We start from the raw sequence: 26,915 nt of genomic DNA on the forward strand, positions 1-26,915 counted from the left end.
CGCGATGTTGCGTGAACTCGACTATCAAAAGCGTGTCCTGGAGATGTTAGATAGCTATCTCGACGTGCTCGGCGAGGAGAAGGCTAAAGCCGACAGGGTGGCCGACCTTGTCGCGCAGCAACCTGATCTCGGAATTCAGGTTCCGGATTACGCTCAAAGAACCTGGCAGCGAATGGCGGCGGACGGAAAGCTGCCTCCATCCCGTTCTGGCATCCCGTTTTCGTCCCGGAAAGATGGAACAGGGCGGCCGGTGCCGAATACCGTTCTCAAGGTTCCGACTGGCGGTGGCAAAACCTTTCTGGCTGTACATGCCTTGTCTAGGATTTTTGGGCGGTTCCTGAGCTGCAACACCGGTTTCGTGCTTTGGATCGTGCCGAATGAAGCGATCTACAGTCAGACCTTGAAACGCCTGAAGGATCGACAAGACCCTTATCGGCAGGCACTAGATCGCGCCGCTGCTGGGCGGGTGAAGATCATGGAGAAGACTGACAGGCTCGATGCCCGCGATGTGCAGGGTCAGCTTTGCGTAATGCTTCTGATGTTGCAGTCGGCGAACCGCGAGACCAAAGATACCCTTAAGATGTTTCAGGATCGCGGCGACGTGGCTGGCTTCTCACCGCCAGAAGGCGATCAAAAAGCCCATGGCGATTTGATCAAGGCTGTCAGCAATCTCGATTGCTACGATGACTTGTTTCCCATGGTGAAGGATTCGCTGGGCAACGCCTTGCGCATCATTCGTCCTGTGGTGGTTCTGGATGAAGGCCATAGAGCCGTTTCCGATCTCGCTTTTGAAACCCTGTATGGCTTCAACCCCCGCTTTGTTCTGGAATTGACCGCCACGCCCCACGACGTTCAACCACGTGGCGGGAATAATCCGCGAGAGGGACGATATGCGAACGTCTTGGTTGAAGTAACCGGTTCAGAGCTTGACCGTGAAGGTATGATCAAGATGCCGCTCAATCTGGACGCCCGGCAGGGGACAGATTGGAAGGCTACTTTGAGTGCTGCGGTGGACCAGCTAGCCCGACTTGATGCTTTAGCATCGAACCTACGGGCCAATACCGGTCGTTACATCAGGCCGATCATGCTGGTGCAGGTCGAAAGAACCGGTAAGGACCAGCACAGCGCCGGTTTGATCCATGCGGACGATGCCAAGGATTGGCTGCTTGCCGCCGGTTTCGATGAAGGCGAAATTGCTATCAAAACCGCCGAGACCAACGACCTGCGCCAGCCCGAAAATCAAGACCTGCTTTCGCCCACAAATCGAATCCGGGCTATCATTACGAAATCTGCCCTTCAAGAGGGCTGGGATTGCCCATTTGCCTACGTCCTTTGCTCCCTGGCCGCAAGCTCCAACCTTAGCGCAATGACGCAGTTGGTAGGCCGCATCTTGCGCCAGCCGGACGCATTGAAGACCGGTGTCCCCGCGTTGGATGAATGCCATGTCGTGACGCATCACGCTGGGACGGCTGACGTGGTGAACGCTATCAAAAAAGGCCTTGAGGGTGACGGCCTGGGCGATCTTGTTTTGCGTGTCGTCCAAGCTGACGCCACCACAAAGGTCAAGGGCAGCAAGACGATCTCTCGCCGACCGGATTTCTCCCGCACAGAAATATATCTGCCTCTGGTGCTTCATGTGGACGGCGAGACTGTCCGGCCGCTCGATTACGAGACGGACATTCTCGCGGGCATTGCATGGCACCATTTCGATCCTGCCGATATCGCTGGTGGGATACCACTTAACGCGCAAAGGCCAGAGGGGCAGATTCAGCGCATCAGCCTCACCGATACCGAGGAGCACTTCAAGGCTGAACGGATCGCGGCGGCTGGAGAAAGCCTTGTCTTTGATCCGTCTTATGCGGTGCGGATGGTTTCTGACCTCGTCCCCAATCCGTTCCTGGCGCGGGAAATTGTAGGGAAGCTCATCCATGCCCTTCTTGCCCGTGGTTTCACGATGGAGAAGATCGGATTGCTCGCCAATCTGATTGTCGATGAGCTTCGCCGCAAACTAGACCTTGCCCGCAATGGGCTTGCGGAAACCCTGTTCCGCGAAAAGGTGAAGAAAGGGTCGATTCAGTTTCGGTTGCGCCTGGATGATAAGAACTGGCGTATGCCGTTCTCGTTTCAGATCGCCGAGCCGGAGCGCCCACAACACCTTTTGAACAAGGACGGCGCGGCGCTGGAACGAAGCCTGTTTATGCCGGTGTTCGCAAACGAGTTGAATAATGATGAGCGGGATGTCGCCGTTTACCTGGATGGCGACAACGCCCTTAAGTGGTGGCACCGGAATGTTGCCCGAATCCAATACGGTTTGCAGGGGTGGAAGCGCGCGAAGGTGTATCCCGACTTCATCTTCGCGGCTGATCGTGGAAGCGGGGGTGGCTCTCGCATTACCGTGCTAGAGATGAAAGGCGATCAGCTCGACAACCTGGACACGGCATACAAGCGCGACCTGATGAAACTGCTATCCGAGAATTACGCTTGGGATGCCACAGTGCCAGCAGGTCAGTTGCAGCTTGTCCAGGCAGACGGCACAACGGTGGAGTGTTCGCTTATTCTTATGAGCGAGTGGAGAGAGAAGTTGCCAAACAAACTGGATCACTAACAAATCGAAGATATCCAGGCAATTCAGGAACACAGCTATTCATCTCTGAGCTGTGTAGCGCTGTATATCTCCCGTTAACGATGCGCAGGTAGTGTCGGTCGGGAATTTCGATAATTAGCTGGAACCGATATGAAGCTAACCATCCTTGACCATTTCAATGAAGGAGACGCAGTGTGCGTCTTATGTCGAACTACTCTGCGAGAATACGTCGAGTCTCTTCCAGAGGATTTCAAAGAGTACTATGTGCAGCGCGGTATAGTTTCTAATCGATTCTTAGATAATCTCTGGGATACAATCGAAAAGAAAAAGCACATACCGGCAATTGTTCTTGTTGCAGACGGACAGACTCCGCCCCGCATCTTGGGCGAAAAGTTTGTGCTGGGGAGCGATTTCAAAGTGCTGGATGGACTTCAGCGCAGCAGTCGGCTTAAAGAAGCTTGGGAAGCGGTAGAGTTTTATAATTCGCTTGATGATAGTGACGCCAGTATTACACCTGTAAAGTTTGCGAGAATTCATTCCGAGCAATTGCGCAAAAGAGATATAAATTCCTCGCTTTTTCAAAGGATTGTTAAGGCGAGACGTGAGGGCTCCGTTTTAACGGAGCTTTTCGAGAACAACAGCTTGTGGGTCGAGATTTGGTTCAACCTGAACGACTCTTCGCAGATTCAAAAAATGCTGGTCCTCAACGCTGGCCACAAAGCCGTGAATATAAAACATCAGGTCGAGTTGCTCTTTATCGGCTACCTTCCAATCTTACAAGACGCACTTGGAGGAGCGAAGATAATCCGAGAAAAGGAACAAAGTTCGCTTTCGTACAGCAAAAATAGAGAGCATGGCGAGTTTCATTTTTCGCATCTCATTTCTGCATTTGTTTCTCTAAATGCGGGAAAACCAGTCACCACGAATGCAGATTTCTCGGCATCAAGATCATTTGATGATGTCGATGATGCTGACACCCTCCTGGGGACCGATCAAGACCTATTGATTTCGTTCTCTGACTTGCTGCAGTCGCTGGACCGGAATCTAGTCACTGAAGATGGAGTGAAGTGGCTTGGTCGAGAAGTGGTGCTGGTAGGAATATTCGGGGCGATAGGCGCTTACGCGCGCGAAACTGACATCCCCTTAAGTGCAGCTCTCAAAGAGATGACGCGGTGTGTTCCACTGTTTGCCGCGAGCTTGGATTTGGAAGCTTTCGAGAAGGTCAGAAATTCGCTCGATCTTTCCAAGGTGAACCTAGGGTCCGTAAACAAAAATGCGGTTTACAAAGCAACTCTAGATTTCCTGAAGAATCCTAGCTCCGAGCCAATCGCATGGGGCCTCTATTTCCGGGGGCAAGCATGAGTGTGAAGGACGAGGTAAAGAGCGCCATTTCCGATCTATTCTTTATTGATGAGGCCGTCCTTGACGCTTTAGATGATGAAGTCTGGGATAACGTCGATTCGAGCCTTAGTGTGTTCTACGGACTTCCGTCAAGAATCGATGAATTGTTTACGGAAAATGGAGAAGCGTTCATCGACGAGGTTCGACTGGCGCTGGATGTGATCTCTTCAACGGGTGCTGACATAGCACAGCTCTTGCCCAGAGCTGCAAACTTGGTGAGAGCACTTGAAGTTGCAAATGCCATTTTTGAAGAGCAGTTGGATGAGGACGTACCACCTGAAGTGTCGCAATTCAGATTGGACGAATATCAGGCTGGTGACGGCTTATTCGAACAGGGCGGAGACCAAAAAAGGGTCTTTTTCTATCAGCACCCCAATAACCTAGCCGAATCGGTCGGATACTTTGATTTTACTGACAATGCGCTGATTCCTGCCGACGAGTTGGACGACTCGTCGGAGCTTAACGTTGTCGCTCTCATCGTACTCTGCCGGGCAGCTTCCCCAGTCGCTGGAAAAAGATGGGTAGTCTCCACCATTGCTGAGGACAGTAAGCGTGAAGCTCTGCTCAAATATCACGCGCTCCTGTCTGGTTGTGTGCTCACGAAGCCGGTTTCATTTAGCGGATACGACGGAATTAACGGTATACCAGAGACCCTTCGCATCGTGAGTTCGTACGAGCAATTCGCGGAGCCCTTCGAAATGCTGAGCGAATTCAATGGGCGTACAACAATTCTAGACTCTTACCTAAGTGCATATCACACCTTAGAGAACTATATGATCCGGGCGCGGATCGCGGAGGTGGAGAGAAAGCATATCGGATCGTCCTTTTTCAGCATTCGCCAATTCAAGAATATCCAGGCGGCTACAGCGGAGGGGGAGTATTCGCAGTTAAAGGCGCTAATAAGCAACAGTTGGAGCTTGCAGATAGGTGGCACGCTGTTTTCCGATTATGTCACCCAACGAACTAACCAATTGGCTGGCACTCTCGGCCCTATTGGCCTTCTTGAGCCGGATTTCCTACATTTCATGTCAAGGCTCGGGGTCCCGGCAGATTTGACTTCTGCTCCTGAAAAAAGGCTTACAAGTCTGATTTATCAAATTCGCTGCTCAATTGTTCATAACAAGGAGACCGAATATCACATTTCAAACCGAGAGCTGCTTAATGCATCAGTTCACTCAACTCTGACGCTGTTGTGTATTCCGGTTATGCGTCGCCTAGCATTTGGGTTGCCATCTGTCGCACTGGAAAATCCGATTGCTTATTCAAGGCAGTCTATCCGGCTTTACTAGCCGAATTCTATCCCGACATACTGTGCCACGCACCACGTTTCCGGATCAAAGTTTTCGTGACGGGTTGTGGCGCGCGGTTGTGCTTGAATTGGCCGTAAATGAGAATGGTTCTCTAAACGGTCGTTTGCGTGACAGGAGTTGAGGCATGGGTGAACTGGTGGGTTATGTTCGGGTTTCTAAATCGGATGGGTCGCAAGTCCTCGATCTTCAAAAAGACGCTTTGCTGAATGCCGGTGTCGACCCGAGGATGATCTACGAGGATTTTGCATCGGGAAAGCGCGATGACCGATCAGGATTAGATTCCTGCCTGAAATCCCTGCGGCCTGGCGATACCCTGTTGGTTTGGAAGCTGGACCGTCTCGGGCGTGATCTCCGTCATCTGGTGAATACGGTCGATGATCTCTCAAGGCGGGGTATCGGGTTCCGTGTTCTGTCTGGTCAAACGCCGATTGATACCAGTTGTGCTCAAGGCAAGCTGATGTTCGGAATTTTTGCATCGCTTGCTGAATTTGAGCGCGAACTGATCCGAGAACGCACCATTGCCGGACTGCAGTCCGCTCGTGCGCGCGGACGTGTAGGAGGACGTAAGGCGACGATGACACCTGCAAAAATTCGGCTCGCCCAAGCTGCGATGGGCAAGCCGGAGACCGTGGTTGCCGATCTATGTCGCGAGCTACAGGTCTCGCGGCAAACCCTATATCGGCACGTCTCCCCAATGGGCGACCTACGACAGGACGGGAAGCACGTCCTAGGAGTTTCCTGAAGTGCGTGTCCGGCGTCAACTGCGGAGCTTCCTGACGAGCTTTTTTCCGATTCCGTGAATTCTGCCAGCCAAAGACGAGATCGGTGCCGTGATCCACTCTAAGGCGGCTGTGAGGCGATGCCAAACCATCGTGTTACATCCACAGACCTGCGCTTGGCCGGTCGGTTTGTTCCACTTTGGCGGCTCCTGAGTTACGATATTAACCGCTGAAGAATACCTCCGCGAGGACTGGTCGTCCGCGTGCATCGTTTGCGGAGCCACTTCGAAAAGAAGAGCGGGCATTCGCACGCCCCGGATGGTCAGCATTATTCTGGATAGCAATCGATCTCCGGTGATGACATTTTGCCTCCGGTCAGCCGTTTCCTCTCGATTGCGACGTCTCAGGGTCTCGTCAACAGAGTTTGCTGATAGTTCCGCTGCTGGTCTTTTAACCGCTCTCCATTTCGCGAATGATCCGCCTGTCCTCACGAATTGGAACCGGCATTCAACAAGTTCCCAAGCGGCCCGCAGGGCATGGTCAGGCCAGGATATCATCACTTTGTTTCGGAAGATTCCCCACATCATATAGGTTGCCACGGCTGCCGCGTTGCGGATCGCGTGATCCGGAAAGTCATATTTGCTGAATTTGCAACGGAGCCGATGCTTGATGTCGTCCCTGTGTTCCCTCGGCACTCTGGCAACGAAATGAGCATGTAGATCGAATAGACCTGAGTTGTCATCAAATCTGGGATGGATAACCAGGAGAAGCATCTCGAACCTCCCAGTTTTCCGAAGTTCACTGAATTCGATGTTGATGCGGTCATTGAACCTCTTGAGGGCGGCTGCCAAGTCTGTGGACTCTGCTTTCGCGCAGGCTAGACCAATGCCCCAAAACACGCAGTCGCTTAGACCGCCTTGCTTTGCGAACGCCTGGAAATCCGCGACCATTGGTCTGTCCTTCCTGACAGCGTTCGGACCAAAGAAACGTGTTCCGCGTAGAGGCTTGCCCCAATCCACGATTTCGCCAGAGCCATCGCCGAGCAAAACAACGTAGCGTTCTTTTTGAGATTGAAAGGGATTAGGGTCCGGACTCACTAGAGCCACCAGATGACGGCTGCGGCGAGAGCGACGGCACCCATGAAGTTTTTGATGTTGCGATCGAAGCGGGTGGCGAGGCGACGCCAGTCCTTGAGACGGCAGAACATACGCTCGATGACGTTGCGCTGCTTGTAAACGGCGCGGTCGTACTCGTACTGGACCTTGCGATTTCGACGTGGCGGGATCACAGCCTCGGTACCGCGCTCGTCGAGCCACTCGCGCAGAGCCTGGCTGTCATAGCCCTTGTCCGCGACGAGCTGCGCGGTGGGCGGCAGGGCTTCGATACACAGCCTCGCCACCTTGCAGTCATGGACGTTGCCGGGCGTCAGGAGCAGGACGTGAGGGCGACCTTTCGCGTCGCAGACGGCATGGAGCTTGGTGTTCCGTCCGCCTTTCGTGCGGCCGATACCATGAGCCATGGCCCCCCTTTTCCGCCGCCTGCGCAGCGGTGGACCTTGATGCAGCTACTATCGATGAACAATCTGTCCGGCGCATCCTCGGCTCCGGCGAGTGCGCTGAAGATGCCTTCCCAGATGCCGCGCTCGGACCAGCGAACGAAGCGATTGTAGAGCGTCTTCTTCGGTCCATAGACGTCGGCGCAGTCCGCCCAGCGTCCACCGCATCGCAGCGCGTGGACGATTCCGCTCAACACGCGACGATCGTCCACGCGCGGCTTGCCCCGCACATCCGTTGGCAGGAGCGGTTCGATCCGTTCCCACTGCGCATCGGAAAACCAAAAGAAATCAGACATCTCACCGCCCTTTCGTCGCGGCAATGAATCATGCCCCAGCGCTCAAGGAAAGCTAATTATTGGGTCCGGACCCTAATTCCTATTGCTGTAAGGCGGGTTGCGAGCCTTTGCGCGTGCGCGAAAAGGGGGTGGCTGGCAGGATTCATCAAGGTAATTCCAACGCGGTAACTGACATGGTCAGCCGTATTGTGACAACAGTCAACTAGAGCGCACCCCTTGAACGCGGAACGGTTTCGGGGTTTCCCATGGCTGCAGAATTATGATTCCGTCGCTCCGACCGATCATATGTATGCGATGTTTCCTCGCACATTGAGCAATCTCGATTGGGCTTTCCGAAAATGCCGCTATGACATTGCGAGCGTTCTTATCAATGTGCGCAATCTTTCGCGCTTAATGGTCGTATCCCCGATTAGAGCGTAGCAAACGCAGCATCTGCTCGGGGAATGTACCAGTACGCCTGTCTTTGTATCTTTTGGTATAGCCTTCCGAGCCCGTCAGCGATGCTCAGCCATCTGCCGGGTCAGTGATGGAGGCTATGCGATAAACTGCGATTGCAGCAGCCAATATCAGCAGAAATGAATAAACAAGTAATAGGTATCCAATAAACGATCCAACCAACATGAATATGCGAAATATTTCCATTGATTGGTTGTATTCGTCCAATACGTATTTGAATAAATCGTACAAAAATGTTCCATCGAACAGAAATGACCACATTAGGCATAATATCTGCACGAAAATAAAGTGAAAGAATGTCGCGTTTATTTCTTCAAGGTAGTTTACCCCATCTTGGTTTTTAACAGCTTTCAAGGCGCGCTTGAGGCGGCCGGTCATTACGCTGAAAAGAATGGTGTACGAGCCAAGACTAAATCCTAGCAAGCTTGGTATCATCTCAAAGGAGCGGGAAACCCATTTAGGTTCAATCCAGTTCGCGTAATTCAATGCAGTGACGGCTAGTGAGAATATGAAGATTGGCGAGCAAAATACCGCAGTCCAGCCTCCGTACCCCTTGAAGTAACGGCGGATGCTTTTCCAAAAAGCGACGAACTGGGTGAATGTAGCCAATTTAACTACCCTTGGCTGGCCACAATGCGGCGAAACGCTTCCTTCTCTGATATCTCATCCGGATCGTAGGTGTCTTGGAGTATTTTGGGAAATTCCTCCGTGGAGCGAGTGACCGCCCCCGTCTCGTCTCGACCTTTAACCTGAACACTGCCGTTCTCAAGCGCGGCAGTACTCACGGCTCTGATATCTTTTCCCGCCACAATTGATTGCCCCGGCTCAGCATCGTAGGTCAAAACGAGCTTCTGGGCATGGGTCTCCGCTAGATGCGCCTCGACCTTTGCTTCAAAATCGTCGGCGAAGATGTCTGAATTTGGTTTTAGGATTGTGATCTTTATCTCATTTATCTTCTTTAGGTTGAAAAGCGCCTCCAAACCTTCTGTGCTCTGAACTATAGATATCTTCGCCGAATTATACTTCGCGAGCATTTCGAGATTATCTGCGGCCTTCCGAAAATACTTCAACACGGAGTTCGAAGTTATTTGCTTCCCTTTTGAGTATTGCTGAACATAGATTTTATGTTCTTTTGTATCAAGCAAGAAGTAGAAGGAGGCGGCATTGGGGTATAGGTTGTCAGGAATGTTAATTTCAGACACCTGATTGTCTGTAGCTTCCTGAAGGTTTGCAGCATCAAACCAAGCGCCATCGGTCTCAATCCGCGTAAACGTCGTGATGATGCCAGAAACCTCGTTGCTGTCCTCGCCCGATCTGTCGAGCATGGAAATCATGGCATATCTGTCGCCGTGGATGTTGAAGGGCTGTTTCAGTCTGTAAACGTCATGAATGAAACTGGAATATATTTCTTGCGAGTGGGGATGCAGTCTAATGTTCACGATGCCCACCGATACTTTAATTCTGCGTGCCATGGACCGCTTCCCCCGTGCGTAATGCGGAAATGCTACCTTTGGTCGTTTCTCTTGGTAATGCCACTTGTGTTTGATCCACAGCAATATTGACTATGCGACAAATTGAATTTTTTGCGAGGGGGTATCGAAAGCGAGCGGTGTAGTCGTTGCCCCCATAGGGATGCTGCCGGTTGGGCGGCTTCCAATGCGCTACCGGAAGGGCGTGCGATCATTCTCTGCCAGCCCTCACCGTGGCCCAAAGGGCATAAGGCGGGGTACGGAGACGTCGGTAGGGGCATACCTTTGAGGACATGGTCTGTTGTCTGAATCTCACCTCCGCAAGGTACACATTTGTCCACCAGGCAGACGGTTTAAAGCTCATGCCCCTTCCGCACACGGGACCAACCCGAATCGGCGTCCGCTCTTGAGACACGATTGTCGTAAAGTCTACGACCGAGATGAAGGCGCGAAGCTGCCCTAATCCCTTCGGCCGGGATGGCCGAAAGCCGTCGGGCCGGTTATTGCGAAGCCGTTATAGCGGTAATTTAGCCACTTCCCGACTGCCCGGTCGAACGGGGTGAAGTTCAGTGAGCCCCAGAACACGGCTTCGGCCCGATTTAGAATTCCGATTACTGGCTTGGATGCTGCATTGCAAAGCGCGAGCAGCAACTGCGACGAACCGAAGCGCAACACTCTTGATTTCTAAGGCAACTTGTTCATGTGTTCGAGCGGAGACGCCACTCAACTAGCGGATATATTGGAGCTTAGCGGGCGATGATGAAGGATGCGAGCCGGTATACCAAGGCGGCCGACGGAGATTTGATTGATATCGCCGCAGTTGATCAAAGCAATAGATATGCACGTGGACCTTATCGTTGCCTCTCATGTAATCACATTATGATTCCGGCCTTGGGGAGTGTCAGAAAGCATCACTTTAAGCATAAATCTGAACGACCTCAAAACTGCTCTGACGAAACATATCTCCATCAAATAGGAAAGATTACGCTGTTCAAGGCCCTTTCGGATTCCATTAAAGATAAAAAGCCATTCCTATTTAATCGTCGTCAGCCAATAGTCTGCGACCACTATGAAGAAAACTTCGGTCTAATTTGCAGAGACCAAACCGCGTATTTCGCTGATGACCTCGCAAGTCGTTTCGACGTTGTCGAGATGGAAAAATCTATAGCCGGTTTCGTCGCAGACATTCTCTTAACTTCGTCACAGACTGGCGAGATATTATTAATAGAAATCGCTGTAACCCACAAAAGTAGTCAAGATAAAATCTCCAGCGGCCTCAGTGTTGTCGAAGTGAGAATAAATTGTGAGGATGACGTAGAGGGGTTAAAGGTAGGTATTTCGACGTCGTCGGCAAATGTAAAGTGCTACCATATTCCGGGTGTCGCGCCAGCAAAGAGAAGATGCGTCGACCCTTGCAATATTCCCTGCACGCTACTTTTATTGTATGATAGCGGCAAAGCGTGGTATTCTCACACCACTGCCTCCGAGGCAAAATATTTGATTTCAGATCGGAGTCTGGTCTCTTGGGAGGCAGCTCCTATGCATATGGCCAGAGATAAGCGCAACCAGCGATCATTTCTCGATCTTTTTAAGCAATTCATTTTGAAACAGAAATTTCACGATGGCCATGTTGTCAGGTCATGCCTGCTCTGTCGACATAATGCCGGTCAAAAGACTGCGCACGACATTTACTGTAACGACCGAGGTCGAAATGTTTGGATGTCGTCAAGCGCTTGTGGTTGCCAGTCCTATGCTCCGGCAACAGACGCGGAAGAAGCCAAGGCTTTGCTAGACTGCAAACTTAATGGACTGCCCTGAACGGGTGATGGAAGTCAGACAAGCGCTTATGGGCATGCTGTCAGGCGGCGACCAATATTCTTTCTATATGGGTCACAATCGAACGGCCGAAATGAGGGCGGGCCGTCAGGCAGCTATCGGTCTCCAACGTCTCCTTCGGGCCGACAGCAGATTTCATCGGCTTGTTCGTGCCGAATACTCGCGGTACCCACGCGGATGCATACGCACTCTTGCATCCCATCTAACGAGCACAGCTTCGCGGCATGGGATGCGTCAGCGGGTAGATGGCGATTTACCGGAAGTAGTCTTTTGGTTAATAAAAAAACTCAACGCCCCAAAGTCGGGTCACCTCTTGCTTGAATCGACTCGCGTCACAGTCTCCGTTGAAGAACGCAGCTCGCAGGGTGTCGTATTCAGGCGCAAGTTGCTGCGGGTCGAAATCAGGAATTTCTATCTGAATCTGTTCAACAGCACGCTGAAAGTCATCTTTATCCTGGGCGCGAACCATTGAGGCTACGTCGCCCGCAAGCAGTTTTCGCTTGAAAAACTGCTTTATGGCGATGTCGGCCCCGTTGAGATAGTCACTACCATCTGCAATCGCGATTTTTCTTTCTATTCCGGCAATTTCTCGATCAAGTCTGTCTATCTTCGCTGGAATGTTTTTCAGGCTCTCGTTTTGGGTCCGAATGGACCGCATTGTGAAGTCCCTCAGAAAATTCTTCAGGCGTTTGTTCACTAAAGCTTCCTTCCGACGCGCGGCGACCCCATTGATGTCTTCATAGGCGTCGATGATAGCATCGGTCCAAGCCTCCATAGCCGGGGCCTTGAGGCTCAAAAACTGCGGATCGCCGTAGGCCTCTCGCGTTATTTTTGCCGTGCGAATTTCTCGCCATCTCTGGCGTTGCTCGTCGGTGAGGTGTTCTTCGCCAAGCTCTGTCGAGAGCTTGATTTCATGCGCAAGGATCGCCGACGCCCCTCCGGGGATTCCAGCTTTGTCCATTACTGAAGTTAGTGATCGACGTAGATCGTGTGGACTCCACCACGGGATGTTTTGCTCGCTCAAAAGATCGACTGCGACGGTTTTGCGCGTACCGTTTTTTTCTCGCATGAGCGGATCGCGAGCTGCCAGGCGTTGCAAGACCTGTCTGGGAGCTGACGCGTTCACGCATATATCATTGTCTGGGGTGCCCTTTTCAGAGGGAAAGCACCAGACGCTCGTTCCGAACGTCTTCGCTGACGCGATTAATGGCAGCATCATTTGAGCAGCCCGTGGAGGAACCGGGATGACATGGCTTTTGCCCGATTTCATTATTCCCGCTTCCCACGACGCAATGTACCACCCGTCGCCACGCTCTGGGTCTTCGAAGAAATCTGCGTGCTTAAGGTGCAAGGCCGCAAATGTTCTTTGCGCCGTCAGAGTGAGCCACACCAGCCCGGCAAAGACGTTAGGCCGTACGCCGCTTTTGCCATCCACTCGCCCAGGAAGGGGCTTTCGCAGATACTCTTCAGCCAACGCCAGAGTGCGCGCGACATCATCTGGCGTGGGTGTCCGTGTGCGGCTTTTAACTTTCCCCGCTCCCTGGAGCAATTGCCACCACATGTCTTTGTGGTCGAGCCCCGATTGCTTACTCTGCAATGAGCAGCAATAGTCGAGAACGCTTCGAACGTTAGAGATGACTTTGTTCGCAGGAGAAATCCCAGCCTCTTGAATCAACGCGGTTCGGACAATATCGAAGTCGCCGCGCGTTAAGTCTGCCGCAGGCCTATCCATGAGGGGTTTCATTTGCGGTCGACGCACACACAACTCTAGTTCTTCTTTGTAGCCTTTCTTGATAGGCTTTAGCGCACCCGCACGTGTTCGATCTTCGATCACAAATTCAAAGCACTGGCGGAGGGACCAGGTCGTCGCCTTACTTCGCATTTCCTTGCGGGCGGCCCTGATGGCTTCGATCCGCTTCTTTCCGTAAGTTTCACGGATCGAATAGTATTTGGCGAAGAACGGATCGAGCAGCTGCTCGTCATCATCCAGGATTTCTTTCGTAGCTTTGGCTAGTTCCCGGGCTTCGCCTATGGAGGGAACGTGTCGCTTCGCGTCTGGGAACACGTAGCCAAGAACCTTTGTCCATTTGCCATATCTGAGGCTCCAGAACGCCTGTTTACCTTGGCAGCGAATTTGGAGGCCGGTGATGCGATCATCAGCGTAGGTGACGAGGGCCTTGTTGGGCGTCGGGTCAGCAGCACGCTGCGCTGCCGCTCTAATGTGCTCGTCGTCCAAGATGGCTCGTATGGTGGTCATGCGGCAGCTCCACTAGTTTATACCGCACCTATACCGAGTTTGAGCACGCGCGAAAGGTTGCTGGGGAAAATTTGGTAAATGGACTGCTATGTCGATAATAGCAGAAAACACATAGATATCAGCTGCAGTCCGGGGCCTTGCGATTGGTTGGAGGGTGGCGAAAAGTCCTCTTCGCTCAGAGCGTAGTGTTGTGGCACCTGAGGTCGGTGGTTCGACCCCACTCAACCGTACCATTCCTCTCTCCTGATAAGTTGTTTTCGATAGGACTTATCGGGAGAGAGGAATATCCCTCCCTTCATTCGAAGCAGTCGGCTTCGGCACCATGGCGCCGTCGTTCCTCCCCTTTCTCCCAACGCCGCGGGAGCGGCTGCCGGTGGTTTTCGATTTCTGGGTCGATCACGCCGAACGCGCCCATGGTTGGGACTGCCTGCTCGGAGCTGTTGCCGGGCTTCCCGTCGGCACTGCTCTTCGTCCGCCAAATCCTGGCCTGCCCGGACGACCGCAATCTCCTGTTTCCGCCCACCCCTGACGCTGCGTAAACCCTTCCTTTACCACGCTTTTGGCGCCATTCCCGTTTTGGCACTCCATTAGGAATCCATTGACCAATAGATCCCTAATGTCCTCCCGTTCCTGTTCGGAACCGGTCCGCATGACGCGCTGCCGCGATGCAAATGGGGTTCTTCAAATGCACATGACGTGCGTCAAATGGCTGGCGATTCCCGCCGGCATGTTCGGGCTGTTCCTTCTCTGGCTGCCGATCAGCCTTCAGGCACAGCTTATCTTGAGTTTTGCTGTGCTCGGCGTGATGTTTCTGGCGATGACCCGCCCGAAGAGCGCCACCTTCCGGCTCGTCACCTTCATCTTTGCCGGCATCCTTGCCATGCGCTACGCGTTCTGGCGCACCACCGAGACGCTGCCGAGCATCTACGAGCCGCTGAATTTCATTCCCGGCCTGGTCCTCTATCTGGCGGAAATGTACTGCCTCGCCATGCTGGCGATCAGCTTCTTCATGCTGGCCGATCCGGTGAAGCGCGAAAGCCCGGAGGAGGGCGATGCGGCGAGCCTGCCGACTGTCGACGTCTTCATCCCGTCCTACAACGAGGAGCCGGAACTGCTCGCCGGCACGCTCGCGGCAGCAAAGTCGCTGCGCTATCCGAAGGACAAGCTGAACGTCTATCTGCTCGATGACGGCGGCACGGAGGCCAAGCGCAACCACAAGGATCCGCGCATCTCGATTGCGGCGATCCGCCGGCACGAGCAGCTGAAGGCGCTCTGCGCCTCGCTCGGCGTGCACTATCATGCCCGCAAGCAGAACGACCATGCCAAGGCCGGCAATCTCAACGAGGGCCTGAAGGTGTCGAACGGCGAACTGGTCGTCGTCTTCGACGCCGACCATGCCCCGGTGCGCGAGTTCCTGCGCGAGACGGTCGGCTATTTCCGCAAGGACAAGAAGCTCTTCCTCGTCCAGACGCCGCACTATTTCCTCAATCCCGATCCGCTGGAAAAGAACCTCCAGACCTTCGCGCGCATGCCCTCGGAAAACGAGATGTTCTATTCAATCCTGCAGCGCGGGCTCGACAAGTGGAACGCCTCGTTCTTCTGCGGCTCGGCGGCGGTGCTGCGCCGCGCGGCGCTCGTCGCGGCGAACGGCTTTTCCGGCCAGTCGATCACCGAGGATTGCGAAACGGCGCTGGCGCTGCATTCCAAGGGCTGGCACAGCCTCTATGTCGACAAGCCGCTGATCGCCGGCCTCCAGCCGGAAACCTTCGTGTCCTTCATCGGCCAGCGCGCCCGCTGGTGCCAGGGCATGCTGCAGATCCTCATCCTCAACCGGCCGTTCCTCGCCAAGGGGCTGACGCTCGCCCAGCGCATCTGCTATGCCGGCATCAATCTCTTCTGGCTGTTCCCGCTTTCGCGGCTTGCCTTCGTCTTCTCGCCGCTGCTCTACATCTTCTTCTCGCTGGAGATCTACCAGGCCAATATCCTGGAATTCGCCTCCTATGCGGTGACCTATCTCATCGGCTCCTTTGCCATGCAGAGCTACCTCTACGGCCGCGTGCGCTGGCCCTGGGTCTCCGAACTCTACGAATACGTCCAGTCGGTGCTGCTCTTCGGCTCGATCGTCAGCGTGATCCGCAACCCGCGCAAGCCCACCTTCAATGTGACGGCCAAGGGCCAGACGCTCGACCGCAGCATGCTCTCGCCGCTGGCACGACCCTATTTCATCATCTTCTTCCTGCTTCTCGCGGCCGCGCTCTATTCCGGCTACCGCTTCCTGACGGAACCGGTCGCGACCGAACTGCTGATGATCGTGGCGGGCTGGAACCTCATCAATCTCGGCCTTGCCGGCGCTGCCCTCGGCGCTGTCGCCGAACGCCGCGAACTGCGCCGCAACCAGCGCCTGCCGGTCAAGCGCCACGCCTTGATGAAGGCCGGTGGCAAGCTCTCCAATGTCATCATCCAAGATGCTTCCTTTGGCGGCGTCTCGGTGGAATTCGTCGAGAAGGCGCCGGAGATCGATCTCGAGAACCCGCTTGAGGCGACGATCGAGCTTCGCCGCGCCGGCCAGGTCATCACCTTCGACGTTGTCTGCCGTTCCAGCCGCGAAGCCGGCGAGGGCGCGGTGCATGGCTTCGCCTACAAGGAGCGCACGCCGGAAACCTTCCTGGCGATCGCCGAGCTGATGTATTCCGACCAGGCGGTACTGCAGGAGCGTATCGCCCGTCGCCAGGTGCGCCGCAGCTTCTTCTGGGGCACCTCGCGTTTCGCTCTCTGGAGCATCCGCGAGACGCTGCGGGCCTTGCGATACTCCGCCGGCCTCATCCGTGAAAGCGCCGTCCAGTCCTTCGCCGATGCTCCCATCGTCGTGAAGGAAAACAATGCCAAGATCCCAGGCCGTGCAGCCGATCTGCCGCCGGTCCTCACAGGAACCCAGGCCTATGGCTAAGACATCTCTCCTTGCTACACTCGGCCTTGCTTTTCTCGTCGCCTCGGCCGCCTCCGGTCGGGCAGAGGGCCTGGTCGCCGATGCGGTCAAGCCGCTCCTCGAGGGAACGGCGCTTGCCGGTGGTCTGCTGTCCGGGCCGGTCAATGTCGAGAAGGCCAGAACGGCGGAGAACGCCGCGGCCATCACGCTCGTGCCCTTCGAACAGTCGGCCGGCGCCTTCACGCTCGCCGGCGAGGACGATGTCGCGACCTTTACCTTCCAGCTGGATGGCCCCCAGGTTTCCGCCGGCGGTGCCTTGAACCTTGCCTATATCAACGCCGTCTCGGTGCTTCCCGATACGGCGAAGGTGGATGTCGAGGTGAACGGCCGGGATGTCGGCAATTTCGCTATTGCCGCGCCGAACGGCACACTGACGCAAAGGATCGCCGTCGCTCCGGAATACCTCCGGGCCGGCCGTAATGTCGTGCAGGTCCGCGCGCGCCAGCATCACCGCGTGGATTGCTCGCTCGATGCGACCTACGAGCTCTGGACGAAGCTCGATCCGGCGCTGAGCGGCTTTGCCACCGGCGTTGCCGCACCCTTCACCGATTTCGACAGCCTGCTCGCCGTTCGCCGCAATTCGGCGCAGCGCACGGAAATCCGCGTCGTCCTTCCCGGCGCGTCCGGTGCCGAGGCGCTGAACGAGGTTGCGCCGGTGCTGCAGGCCCTCGTGCTCTTCCTGAATCGCGACGACATCACCGTAGCGATCGCGGACAAGCCGGGCACGGGTCCCGGCATCGACCTCGTCATGGCGATGGACCGCAGCGGCGGCACAGTGCTTGCCGGGCTCGGCCTTTCTGCTGCCCCGCGCGGGCTGTCCGTACAGGCCGGCGCCACGTCCGGGCGTGCGGCGGTCGTGTTGCGTGCGGCCAATCTCGGCGATGTCAATGCAGCGGTGCTTGCCGCCGTGAAGGGACCGATGGCAGACGGACTGAAGTCCGGCATCTTCGAGAAGGGCCGGGGCCTGCTTTCGGTCGATGCCGGCGAGCGCCGCACGCTCCGGGAGGCGGGCTACGAGACCCGCGTCTTCTCCGGCCGCCTCTCGCGCACCGATTTCGCCGTGGAGATGCCGGCAGACTTCTATCCGGCGGAATATGCGACGCTCGATCTGCGCCTTTCCGCCGCCACCTCGCCGGGCCTCGAACAGACCGCCCAGCTCCTCGTGCGCGTCAACGACAAGGTCGTGAAGAGCTATCCCTTCCGCAACCGCGAAGGCGAGCAGTTCGACGGCAAGCGCATCGAACTGCCGCTGCGTGCCTTCCGCCCGGGCGTCAACCGCGTAGAGCTGCTGGCCGAATTGCCGACCGCGGCGGATACTGCCTGCCGACCGGAAGAGCGTGACGACGGCAAGCCGCGCTTCATCCTGCTCGATACGACGGCCATCGAGGTCCCCGCGCTTGCCCGGGTCGGCCGGCTTCCTGATCTCGCGGCGCTTGCCGGCAAGGCCTATCCCTATGGCGGCGGCAAGCCCTTCGATCTCGTCGTCGACCGGGCGGATCACCAGTCGGTCGGCGCCGGGTTGACCATGCTCGCGCGGCTTGCCCTTTCCGCCCGCGCGCCGCTCAACGCACGGATCGCTATCGGTACGCCCGCCGAGGGTTCCGGACGGGATGCGCTGGTCGTCTCCTCGCAGAACGATTTCGCCGAACTCGGGCCGGCGGACAAAGCGGCCTTCCCGACTGCGGACGATATCAGCGCGTCGGTCGCCGATCTCCTGAAACCCGACGCGGTCGTCACCGCCTCGGTATCCGGCGGCGCTGCGATGGGTAGCGAGACCGCCGATCTCCTGCAGGCCTTCCACGATTCCACGGCGGCGGGGGAGGATGAGCTTTCCTTCGGCGCCCGGGCGCAGCTCTGGCTTGCCGCCGCGACGAACAGTTTCGGCCGCTGGCTGAACTACGAAGGCGAGGACGAGGCGCGGCTTGCACCCCACGGCGAGGGCTCTCTGGTGACGCTTTCCCAGATGCGCTCGCCCGATGGGCTGGCCACCTGGACCGTCATCAAGGCCGATGCGCCACGGGATGTGGAGGCGGGCGTCAACCGGCTCGTCGAGCCCGCCGTCTGGCGCGATCTTCAGGGTGGTACCGCGGCGATCGAGACGGCGAGCCTTTCGCTCGTCAGCCTGCCGGCCGCGGATCGTTACATCGCCGACCTGTCGGACCGCAGCCCCGGCAACCTGCGCCGGGTCGCGGCGGCGTGGTTCTCCGACAATTTCCAGATCTATGTGCTGCTCGTGCTTGCCTGCCTCGGTGCCTTCGCCGCCTGGCTCGGCCTGACGGTGCCGAAAAAGGGCGTGAGGTCCGACCGATGAGAACGCTTTTCCTTGCGACCCTGCTGCTTGGCACCCCGGCCCTGTCATCGATGGCGCTGGCGGCCGATGCAAAGGCCGGCCCCGGCGAGGTCGAGCTGGCCGCGCTCTATTATTATGCCGAGCAGAAGCAGCAGGACCGGCTGGAGGCCGAAACGAACCGGTTGCGGCTGAAATATCCGGATTTCGTCGTGCCTGCCGACGTCTATTCGCCCGCCGCGCGGCAGGTCGATGAAAGCGCTCTCTGGACGCTCTACGACAAGAACGATTTTAACGGCATCGAGGCCGAAATCGGCCGCCGCCGTTCGGAAAACCCGCAATGGGCGCCGAGTGCGGATTTTTCCGGAAAACTTGCCCGCCGCAAGCAGCGCGTCGAGATGATGGCTGCGACCGCCCGCAAGGACTGGATGGGCGTCATCGAGGCTGGCAAGGCCATCGACCCCGCAGGCGAGACGGAAGTCGATCTCGTCTGGATGCTGCTCGACGCCTATGCGCAGACCGGCGCCAAGGATGCGCTGGCGGGTGCCTATCGTGGCCTGCTCTTCCGGGAGGGCGATAGGCGTCTGCCGGATCAGCAGATCCTCACCACCCTCCAAAAATCGACGCGGGATTTCCCGGCTGAGGACGTGCGTAAGGCGATGAACGTGCTGGCGACCTCGCCGCTGCTGCAGGCCGGCTTGCAGCCGTTGGAACTCGACCTCACCCGCAAGGACGTCGCGGACTTCAACGCGGATGAAAAGCGCCAGACGCCGATTGCCGAAGGCGAGGTCGGCCGGCTGCGTGCGGTGGCGGAAAAGGGCGAGCGTCTCGAAGACCTCTCGTTGCTCGGCTGGTACGACCTGAAACTCAAGTCGGCTGAAAATGCCGAACGCTGGTTCAAGGCGGCGCTCGCCAAGCGTCGCGACGTGGAGAACGCCAAGGGCCTCTACCTCTCGCTTGCCGCGCAGAACAAGCAGGACGCGGCCTATGCCGTCGCGGAAGAATATGTCGACGACCTCTCCGCCGATCCCGAATTCCTGATGAATGCGCTGTCGCTGCGCTTTTCCAAGCCCGACCAGCCGGATGCGGACGTGAAGACGGTCACCGCCTACAGCAACGCCATCCTCGCGACGTCGAATGCCGACCATGCGGAAATCCTCGCCTGGTATGCCTATAATTCCCGGCAGTACGAGGCATCGAAGGCCTGGTTTGAAAAGTCACTCGACTGGGAAAGCGCGCCGGTGCGCGTCAAGGGCCTTGCCCTCAGCCTGCTGCGTCTGGCTGCAAAGAAGGACTATGCGGCGCTGGAGGCGGAATATCGCGAGGTCTACCCGGAAATCTGGGCCGAGATAAAGGTCGCGACACCGCCGAAGGGCCGGCGCAGCGTCGCCGTCGAGATGCCTGTCGCGACTGGCGGCGGCACCGGCTATCTCGCGCAATTCAAGGCGAAGCGCTTCAGCGCCTGCATCAAGGAGATTTCCGCGCTGGAGGCGCGCGGCGCGATCTCTGCCGATGCCATGCTGATCAAGGGCTGGTGCCATCTCGAGCTGAACCGGCTCGCGGAGGCCCGCAACGCCTTTGAGGCGGCGCTCGGCAACAGCCGCACCCAGGCGGACGCCGCCTATGGCGCGGTGCTGACCCTGTTGCGCGGCCGGCTGACCGACGATGCCGAGGCGATGGTCGGCCTTTATCCGCTGGCGGAAAAGCGGGACCGCGAGGTCCGGGCGGAAATCTACTGGCAGCGCGCCCGCTCGGCCTTCGACCACAAGCAGTACCAGCGTGTGCTCGATGCGTTGAACGCTCGGGCCAGCCTCGTCGCCGAACCGGCGGATCTCAGCCAGCTGCGTGGCTGGGCCTACTACCATCTCGGCAATCGCGGCCAGGCGCAGGCGGTCTTCGCGCGGCTCAACATGCATCTTTATGACCCGGCGGCCGCTCGCGGCCTTGCCGTCTCCACGGCTCCCATCCGATAGGTTCTTCATGCGCTGGCTGTTTCTCGCTGCACTTCCGCTCCTCGCCACGGGCTGCACCGCCGTGCACGACCCCTTCCTCGAAACCGGATCCATCCGTCCGGACGCGCCGCCGATCTCGACGGAGGTCTCGCCGGAATTCGCCGCTGCCTACCTCCCGTCGATCTCCGGACGTATCGAAAGTGTGCGCCAGACGGTACGCGGCGATTTCTTCGAGCAGGCGATCGTCTATTCCAACGCGACGGCTTCTGCCGGCGAGAACGTGTTGACGGTGCGGGTCGGCACGCCCTCCGAGGGTGTCCCCTTCCTGCGCGCCCCGACGCGACGGGCGATCCTCGCCGAGATGCGGCAGGCCCTGCCTGATGTCGCGATGAGGATCAACGCCGCCGCCGGCCAGAACACGCACGGCATCTATGGTTATGCGACGGGTCCGCTGGGCGCCTCCGGCAGCTGCCTCTACGCCTGGCAGTTCGCCAAACGGACGGCGCCGCTCAGCGAAACGGCGATGGGCCGTCTCGGAGACGGCAATTATTCCGCGCAGGTACGCCTGCGCTTCTGCCATCCCTCCATGCCGGAAGAGCGCATCGCCGCGTTGATGGCGGGAATGCGGCTGAAGCCCGTGACGGACCAGACCTTCGACATGCTGCGCTATGCCGGCGGCAGCGGCGTCCTGCGCAGCCAGCCCGTCGCGGTGCGCGCCGAGCCTATGGCGGTTGTCGACGACGGCGTGGTGCCGCGCCGCACGCCGAAACGCCGGCTCGTGGAGGAGAAGCGGGCCGAAGAGCCGGCCGTCATCCGCAATGCCGTGCGTGTGCCGCTCCCGGGCGAGGCCGGCCAGGAGAAGGTGAAGGTTGCCGTCTCTGAAAAGCCGGTGGAAACGCTGGAAGACGCGCAGACGGCCCGGGCGAAAAGTGCACTGGTGCCGATGCCCGAAACCGCCGCACTGACCGCGGGCGACTGACGCCTACAAGAAGATGTGGTGCTCCTGCTGCACGAGTTCCTGCACGAATTCGGCGACGGTGCGCACGCGCGTCAGGTCCCGCGCACTTTCGTGCCAGGTTGTCCAGTAGGCGCGGCGGATGGCGGTGCCGGGCAGGAGGCGGACGAGCTCGTCATACTGCCGGGCGATATAGTCGTGCAGGATGCCGATGCCGGCGCCGGAACGCACCGCCTCCGTCTGGCCGGTCGCGCTGGAAATCTCGAAGCCGGCATCCCAGCTGCGCATGATCTCGCCGGTGAAATTGAGCGAGGCGGTGAAGATCAGGTCCTCCACATAACCGACACGCCGGTGGGCTTTGAGGTCCTCGACGCCCTCCGGCGTGCCGTTTTCCGCGAGATAGGCGCGCGAGGCATAGAGGCCGAGCGTATAGTCCGTCAGCTTGGAGGAGACGAGGCGTCCCTGTTCCGGCCGTTCCAGCGTGATGGCGATGTCGGCCTCGCGCTGGGAGAGCGAGAAGGAGCGCGGCACCGGCACGAGCTGGATCTTCAGTTCCGGGTGCCGCGCCGTCAGCCGCCCGAGGCGCGGCGCGAGGAAGGAGACGCCAAAACCATCCGGCGCCCCGACGCGCACCGTGCCGGCGACGGCCGTATCGATACGGCCGATGCTCGCCTGCACCGCGAGCATCTCCGTCTCCATCCGCTCGGCCGCGCGAAAGAAGGCGTCGCCTTCGGCGGTGAGATCGCAGCCATTGGTGCGGCGGATGAGGAGCCGCGTCTTCAGCGCTTCCTCCAGCGCGCTGACGCGGCGGCTGAGCGTGGCGTGGTTGACGCCGAGGCGGCGGGAAGCGGCAAGCAGCTGCCCGGTACGGGCCACCGCCAGGAACATGCGGGCGTCATCCCAGTTCATTTCTGCCTCCGACTTTAATTTTTGCACAACGGTTCCTTATCCAAGGTGATTGAGTTGTGCAAATTGAAGTGCGATGATCTCTTCATACCAACGGAGGAGCTCCCCATGTACGAGATCGGCCATTTCATCCACGGCAAGAAGGTCGTCGGCACCAGCGGCCGCACCGCGAACGTCTTCAACCCGGCGACGGGCGAAGTCCAGGCGACGGTGGCACTTGCCAACGACGCCGACCTGCAGGCCGCGATCGACAGCGCGCTTTCCGCGCAGCCGAAGTGGGCCGCCACCAACCCGCAGCGCCGCGCCCGCGTCTTCATGAAGTTCGTCGAGCTTCTGAACCAGAACATGGACGAGCTTGCCGTTCTGATCTCCCGCGAGCACGGCAAGACCGTTGAGGATTCGAAGGGTGACGTCATCCGCGGCCTGGAAGTCTGCGAATTCGTCATCGGCATTCCGCACCTCTCCAAGAGCGAATTCACCGAAGGCGCCGGCCCGAACATCGACATGTATTCGATCCGCCAGCCGGTCGGCATCGGTGCCGGCATCACGCCGTTCAACTTCCCGGGCATGATCCCGATGTGGATGTTCGCCCCGGCTATCGCCTGCGGCAACGCCTTCATCCTGAAGCCCTCCGAGCGCGATCCGTCGCTGCCGATCCGCCTTGCCGAACTGATGATCGAAGCTGGCCTTCCCGCCGGTATCCTCAACGTCGTCAACGGCGACAAGGGTGCGGTCGACGGCATCCTGGCGCATCCGGATATTGCCGCCGTCTCCTTCGTCGGCTCCACGCCGATCGCCCGTTACGTCTACGGCACGGCTGCCGCCAACGGCAAGCGCGCCCAGTGCTTCGGCGGCGCGAAGAACCACATGATCATCATGCCCGATGCCGACCTTGACCAGGCCGCAAACGCGCTGATGGGCGCCGGCTACGGCTCGGCCGGCGAACGCTGCATGGCGATCTCGGTTGCAGTCCCGGTCGGCGAGGAAACCGCCAACCGGCTGATCGAAAAGCTGACGCCGATGATCGAGAGCCTGCGCATCGGCCCGTATACCGACGACAAGGCCGACATGGGCCCGGTCGTGACGAAGGAAGCCCAGGCCCGCATCCTGAGCCTCATCGACAAGGGCGTGGAAGAAGGCGCCAACCTCGTCGTCGACGGCCGCGGCTTCAAGCTTCAGGGCTATGAAGACGGCTATTTCGTCGGCGGCTGCCTGTTCGACAACGTCACGCCGGACATGGAAATCTACAAGACCGAAATCTTCGGCCCGGTCCTGTCCGTCGTTCGCGCCAAGAACTACGAGGAAGCCCTCGACCTGCCGATGAAGCACGAATACGGCAACGGCGTCGCAATCTACACCCGTGACGGCGACGCGGCCCGCGACTTCGCCAGCCGCATCAACATCGGCATGGTCGGCGTCAACGTTCCGATCCCGGTACCGCTTGCCTACCATTCCTTCGGCGGCTGGAAGTCCTCGTCCTTCGGCGATCTCAACCAGCACGGCACGGACTCGATCAAGTTCTGGACCCGTACCAAGACGATCACCAGCCGCTGGCCGTCGGGCATCAAGGACGGCGCCGAATTCGTCATGCCGACGATGAAGTGATCCGTCCCGCCGGAAGGATTGAAAGGGCTCCCGCAAGGGGGCCCTTTTTGCATTGCGAGTTTTTTGTGCCCTGCGAAGAATAGCCATCGATCCCGGCCCGTTAAGCCCTCGTGTCTATGCATTCGGAAGGGGCAAACGATATGTCATTCGCAGCATCTGCTGCGCCCGCGGGACAGGCGGGCGGTTTTCACCGCATCACGTTTACCGGCAAGGCGTCGGAATATTTTGGCATCTGGATCGTCAATGTGCTGCTGACGATCATCACGCTTGGCATCTATTCTGCCTGGGCCAAGGTCCGGCGCAATCGTTATTTCTACGGCAATACCGTGCTGCTTGGCCGGTCCTTTGAATACCATGCGAAGGGTCTGCAGATCCTCATCGGCCGCCTCATCGTTCTCGGTGCCTTTATCGCGCTCAACGTGATTGCGACGCTGGTGCCGATTCTCGTCCTGCTGCCGACGCTCGTCGTTCTGATCGCGTTGCCCTGGCTTGTCGCCAAGGGCCTGCGCTTCAGCGCACGTGTCACGAGCTACCGCAATGTTCGCTTCGATTTCGTCGGCGGTGCGGGCGGTGCGTTCAAGGCCTTCATTCTCGGCAGCCTGCTCGCCGTCATCACCATCGGTATCCTCACGCCGCTCGCCAGCCGCTGGGTCTCGCGCTATGTCGGCACGAACCTGCGCTACGGCGGCAAGGCCTTCGATACCGACCCGCAGCTCGGCCCGCTCTATAAGTCCTGGCTCCTGTCGTTCCTCATCGCGCTGGTCGGCCTCGGCATCATCGCGCTCATCGTCTTCATGAATCTCTCGCTGATCCTGCCGATGATCGAGACGCCCGGCGCTCTGACGCCGGAACAGCAGATCCCGCTCGTCATCAGCGCGGTCATCGGCTACATCGTGCTCTTCGCGACCTTCGGCATTGCAGGCCTCTTCTATCGCGCGGGCGTGCGCAACATCGCCTGGTCGGCGACCACCTTCGACGGCCAGCACCGCATGCTGAGCGACGTCTCGCGCACCCGCTACACCTGGATCGCCATTTCCAACGTTATCGTCACGCTGCTGACCCTCGGCCTGATGCGGCCCTGGGCGGCGGTGCGCATGGCGCGTTATACTTGGGAGCACACCGGCATCCATTTCACGGGGGATGTCGGCGAACTGTTCAGCCGCATCGAGGCGCAGGGCTCGGCCGTCGGCTCGGAGTTCATGGACTTTGAAGGTTTCGACTTTGGCTTCTGACAATGCCACCATCGCCGGCGGGGATTGGCATCCCGCCGGCTCCAGCCGCTCGGTCGAGGCCCGCCTCGTCGAGCGGGCCGGGGAAATCACGGCGGTGCCGGTCGGCGGCGAGAAGCCGCTTGCCGGCGCGGGCCTCTCCTGGGTCGAGATTTCCGGCCGCGTCGGGGCCATCCCGCGCCGGGTGACCTTTCCGGACGGCTCGGTCTTCGAGACCTGGGACAATGACGGCATCGACCGCTATCTTGCCGCGCGCGGCAAGGGGGGCGCCGGCCTCGTGCACTGGCTGGAGCAGTTCCGGCTCCGCCTGATCGTCATCATGCTCGCCGCCTTCGTGCTGGGTGGCGTGGTCTATCGCTGGGGCGTGCCGGCGCTCGTCGAGGTCGCCATCCTCACCACGCCGCCGATCGTGCCGCAGTTGATGGCGCAGGGCACGCTCGAAGCGCTCGACCAGACGACCTTCTCGCCGACGAAGCTGCCGGACGGCCGCCGCAAGGAGATCGCCGACGGCTTTGCCCGCATCGCTGCCCAGTCGCCGCGCGGGGCAGGGGCCTATACCCTCAATTTCCGTGATGGCGGCCTGATCGGACCGAACGCCTTCGCGCTGCCGGACGGCACGCTCGTCCTCACCGACCAGCTCGTCGAACTGGCAGGTGGCGATACGGAGATGATCGTCGGTGTGCTCGCGCACGAGATCGGCCATGTCGAGCTGGAGCACAGCCTGCGCCAGTTCTATCGCGCCGCCGGCATGACCGGCCTCATCATGCTGATTGCCGGCGACGTCGGCTCGGCGGTCGAGGACGTGCTGGTGCAAGGTGGCGGCCTCCTCGCGCTCTCCTATTCGCGCGGTGCGGAGGCCGAAGCCGACCGGCGCTCGGTCGAGCTGATGGCAAAGGCCGGCTACGACCCCACCGCGATCGCCCGCTTCTTCGGTCTCCTGGAGGAAAAACTCGGCGACAAGGGGGATACCACCATCCTCTCCACCCATCCGGGCACGCCGCAGCGCAAGAAGGACATCATCGACTACAGCCGGATCATCTCCGGCCAGTCGGATCCGGACCTGCAATGAACGAAAACGGCGGCCCGAGAGCCGCCGTTTCCTGGTTTGGCCT

Annotated in this window: 18 protein-coding genes; 12 read left to right on the forward strand and 6 right to left on the reverse strand. The window is 58.4% G+C overall.

Translation table 11 applies throughout. From position 1 onward, the window contains the following. The first annotated feature begins 4 nt into the window (after positions 1–4). From K0P03_RS02140 to K0P03_RS02155, 4 genes are all read left to right on the forward strand, one after another. Positions 5–2,605, forward strand: coding sequence for a DEAD/DEAH box helicase (locus tag K0P03_RS02140; RefSeq protein ID WP_272788773.1), 2,601 nt, complete (start codon positions 5–7; stop codon positions 2,603–2,605). Between the two features lie 129 nt (positions 2,606–2,734). Next, positions 2,735–3,946: a hypothetical protein gene (locus tag K0P03_RS02145; RefSeq protein WP_272788774.1), complete on the forward strand. Its 1,212-nt coding sequence runs from the start codon at positions 2,735–2,737 to the stop codon at positions 3,944–3,946. After that, positions 3,943–5,274 carry a hypothetical protein gene (locus tag K0P03_RS02150; RefSeq protein WP_272788775.1) on the forward strand — a complete coding sequence of 444 codons (1,332 nt, stop codon included), beginning with the start codon at positions 3,943–3,945 and terminating at the stop codon, positions 5,272–5,274. Before K0P03_RS02145 ends, K0P03_RS02150 begins: the two co-directional genes overlap by 4 nt. Positions 5,275–5,419: 145 nt before the next feature. Continuing rightward, positions 5,420–6,037, forward strand: a complete 618-nt coding sequence (locus tag K0P03_RS02155) for a recombinase family protein (RefSeq protein ID WP_272788776.1) — start codon at positions 5,420–5,422, stop codon at positions 6,035–6,037. A 15-nt stretch (positions 6,038–6,052) separates the two neighbouring features. Here the strand turns inward: K0P03_RS02155 and K0P03_RS02160 are convergent, their stop codons facing one another. The 4 genes from K0P03_RS02160 to K0P03_RS02175 form a co-directional block, all read right to left on the reverse strand. Next, the gene (locus tag K0P03_RS02160; RefSeq protein ID WP_272788777.1) at positions 6,053–6,964 is read right to left on the reverse strand and encodes a hypothetical protein; all 912 of its coding nucleotides are present in this window, start codon (positions 6,962–6,964) and stop codon (positions 6,053–6,055) included. Positions 6,965–7,110: 146 nt separating this feature from the next. Continuing rightward, a protein-coding gene (locus K0P03_RS02165) for an IS5 family transposase (protein ID WP_443020527.1) occupies positions 7,111–7,865 on the reverse strand; the annotation gives its coding sequence in 2 pieces (ribosomal slippage) (positions 7,111–7,521 and positions 7,524–7,865; 753 coding nt in all). A 504-nt stretch (positions 7,866–8,369) separates the two neighbouring features. Continuing rightward, entirely contained in the window at positions 8,370–8,930 is a 561-nt protein-coding gene (locus K0P03_RS02170) for a hypothetical protein (RefSeq protein ID WP_272788779.1), read from the reverse strand. 5 nt (positions 8,931–8,935) lie between these two features. Continuing rightward, positions 8,936–9,793 (reverse strand): DUF4747 family protein, encoded by an 858-nt coding sequence (locus K0P03_RS02175; protein WP_272788780.1) that lies wholly within the window; start codon positions 9,791–9,793, stop codon positions 8,936–8,938. Between the two features lie 753 nt (positions 9,794–10,546). Between K0P03_RS02175 and K0P03_RS02180 the strand changes: the two genes are divergently transcribed. After that, positions 10,547–11,608, forward strand: coding sequence for a hypothetical protein (locus K0P03_RS02180; protein ID WP_272788781.1), 1,062 nt, complete (start codon positions 10,547–10,549; stop codon positions 11,606–11,608). 292 nt (positions 11,609–11,900) lie between these two features. On the opposite strand, the gene K0P03_RS02185 is transcribed toward K0P03_RS02180, so the two are convergent. After that, entirely contained in the window at positions 11,901–13,883 is a 1,983-nt protein-coding gene (locus K0P03_RS02185) for a hypothetical protein (RefSeq protein WP_272788782.1), read from the reverse strand. A 685-nt stretch (positions 13,884–14,568) separates the two neighbouring features. On the opposite strand from K0P03_RS02185, the gene bcsA reads away from it, so the two are divergent. The 4 genes from bcsA to bcsN are packed head-to-tail and all read left to right on the forward strand — an operon-like array spanning position 14,569 to position 22,087. Beyond that, positions 14,569–16,830 (forward strand): UDP-forming cellulose synthase catalytic subunit, encoded by a 2,262-nt coding sequence (gene bcsA, locus K0P03_RS02190; RefSeq protein ID WP_245290405.1) that lies wholly within the window; start codon positions 14,569–14,571, stop codon positions 16,828–16,830. Then, a complete protein-coding gene (locus tag K0P03_RS02195; protein WP_272788783.1) occupies positions 16,823–19,180 on the forward strand; it encodes a cellulose biosynthesis cyclic di-GMP-binding regulatory protein BcsB in 2,358 nt (785 codons plus the stop codon). The genes bcsA and K0P03_RS02195 overlap by 8 nt, the downstream gene beginning before the upstream one ends. Beyond that, entirely contained in the window at positions 19,177–21,129 is a 1,953-nt protein-coding gene (locus tag K0P03_RS02200; protein ID WP_272788784.1) for a hypothetical protein, read from the forward strand. The genes K0P03_RS02195 and K0P03_RS02200 overlap by 4 nt, the downstream gene beginning before the upstream one ends. A 7-nt stretch (positions 21,130–21,136) precedes the next feature. Next, on the forward strand, positions 21,137–22,087 hold the full coding sequence (gene bcsN / locus K0P03_RS02205; protein WP_272788785.1) for a cellulose biosynthesis protein BcsN: 951 nt from the start codon (positions 21,137–21,139) through the stop codon (positions 22,085–22,087). Positions 22,088–22,090: 3 nt separating this feature from the next. On the opposite strand, the gene K0P03_RS02210 is transcribed toward bcsN, so the two are convergent. Then, the gene (locus K0P03_RS02210; protein WP_272788786.1) at positions 22,091–22,972 is read right to left on the reverse strand and encodes a LysR family transcriptional regulator; all 882 of its coding nucleotides are present in this window, start codon (positions 22,970–22,972) and stop codon (positions 22,091–22,093) included. A gap of 105 nt (positions 22,973–23,077) precedes the next feature. On the opposite strand from K0P03_RS02210, the gene K0P03_RS02215 reads away from it, so the two are divergent. From K0P03_RS02215 to K0P03_RS02225, 3 genes are all read left to right on the forward strand, one after another. Further along, positions 23,078–24,574, forward strand: a complete 1,497-nt coding sequence (locus K0P03_RS02215) for a CoA-acylating methylmalonate-semialdehyde dehydrogenase (RefSeq protein ID WP_272788787.1) — start codon at positions 23,078–23,080, stop codon at positions 24,572–24,574. Between the two features lie 140 nt (positions 24,575–24,714). Then, positions 24,715–25,806 carry a YjgN family protein gene (locus K0P03_RS02220; protein WP_050745422.1) on the forward strand — a complete coding sequence of 364 codons (1,092 nt, stop codon included), beginning with the start codon at positions 24,715–24,717 and terminating at the stop codon, positions 25,804–25,806. Then, positions 25,796–26,872 (forward strand): M48 family metallopeptidase, encoded by a 1,077-nt coding sequence (locus K0P03_RS02225; protein ID WP_272788788.1) that lies wholly within the window; start codon positions 25,796–25,798, stop codon positions 26,870–26,872. Before K0P03_RS02220 ends, K0P03_RS02225 begins: the two co-directional genes overlap by 11 nt. Positions 26,873–26,915: the final 43 nt, after the last annotated feature.

Source organism: Shinella sp. HY16 (assembly GCF_028534175.1).
GTDB lineage: Bacteria > Pseudomonadota > Alphaproteobacteria > Rhizobiales > Rhizobiaceae > Shinella.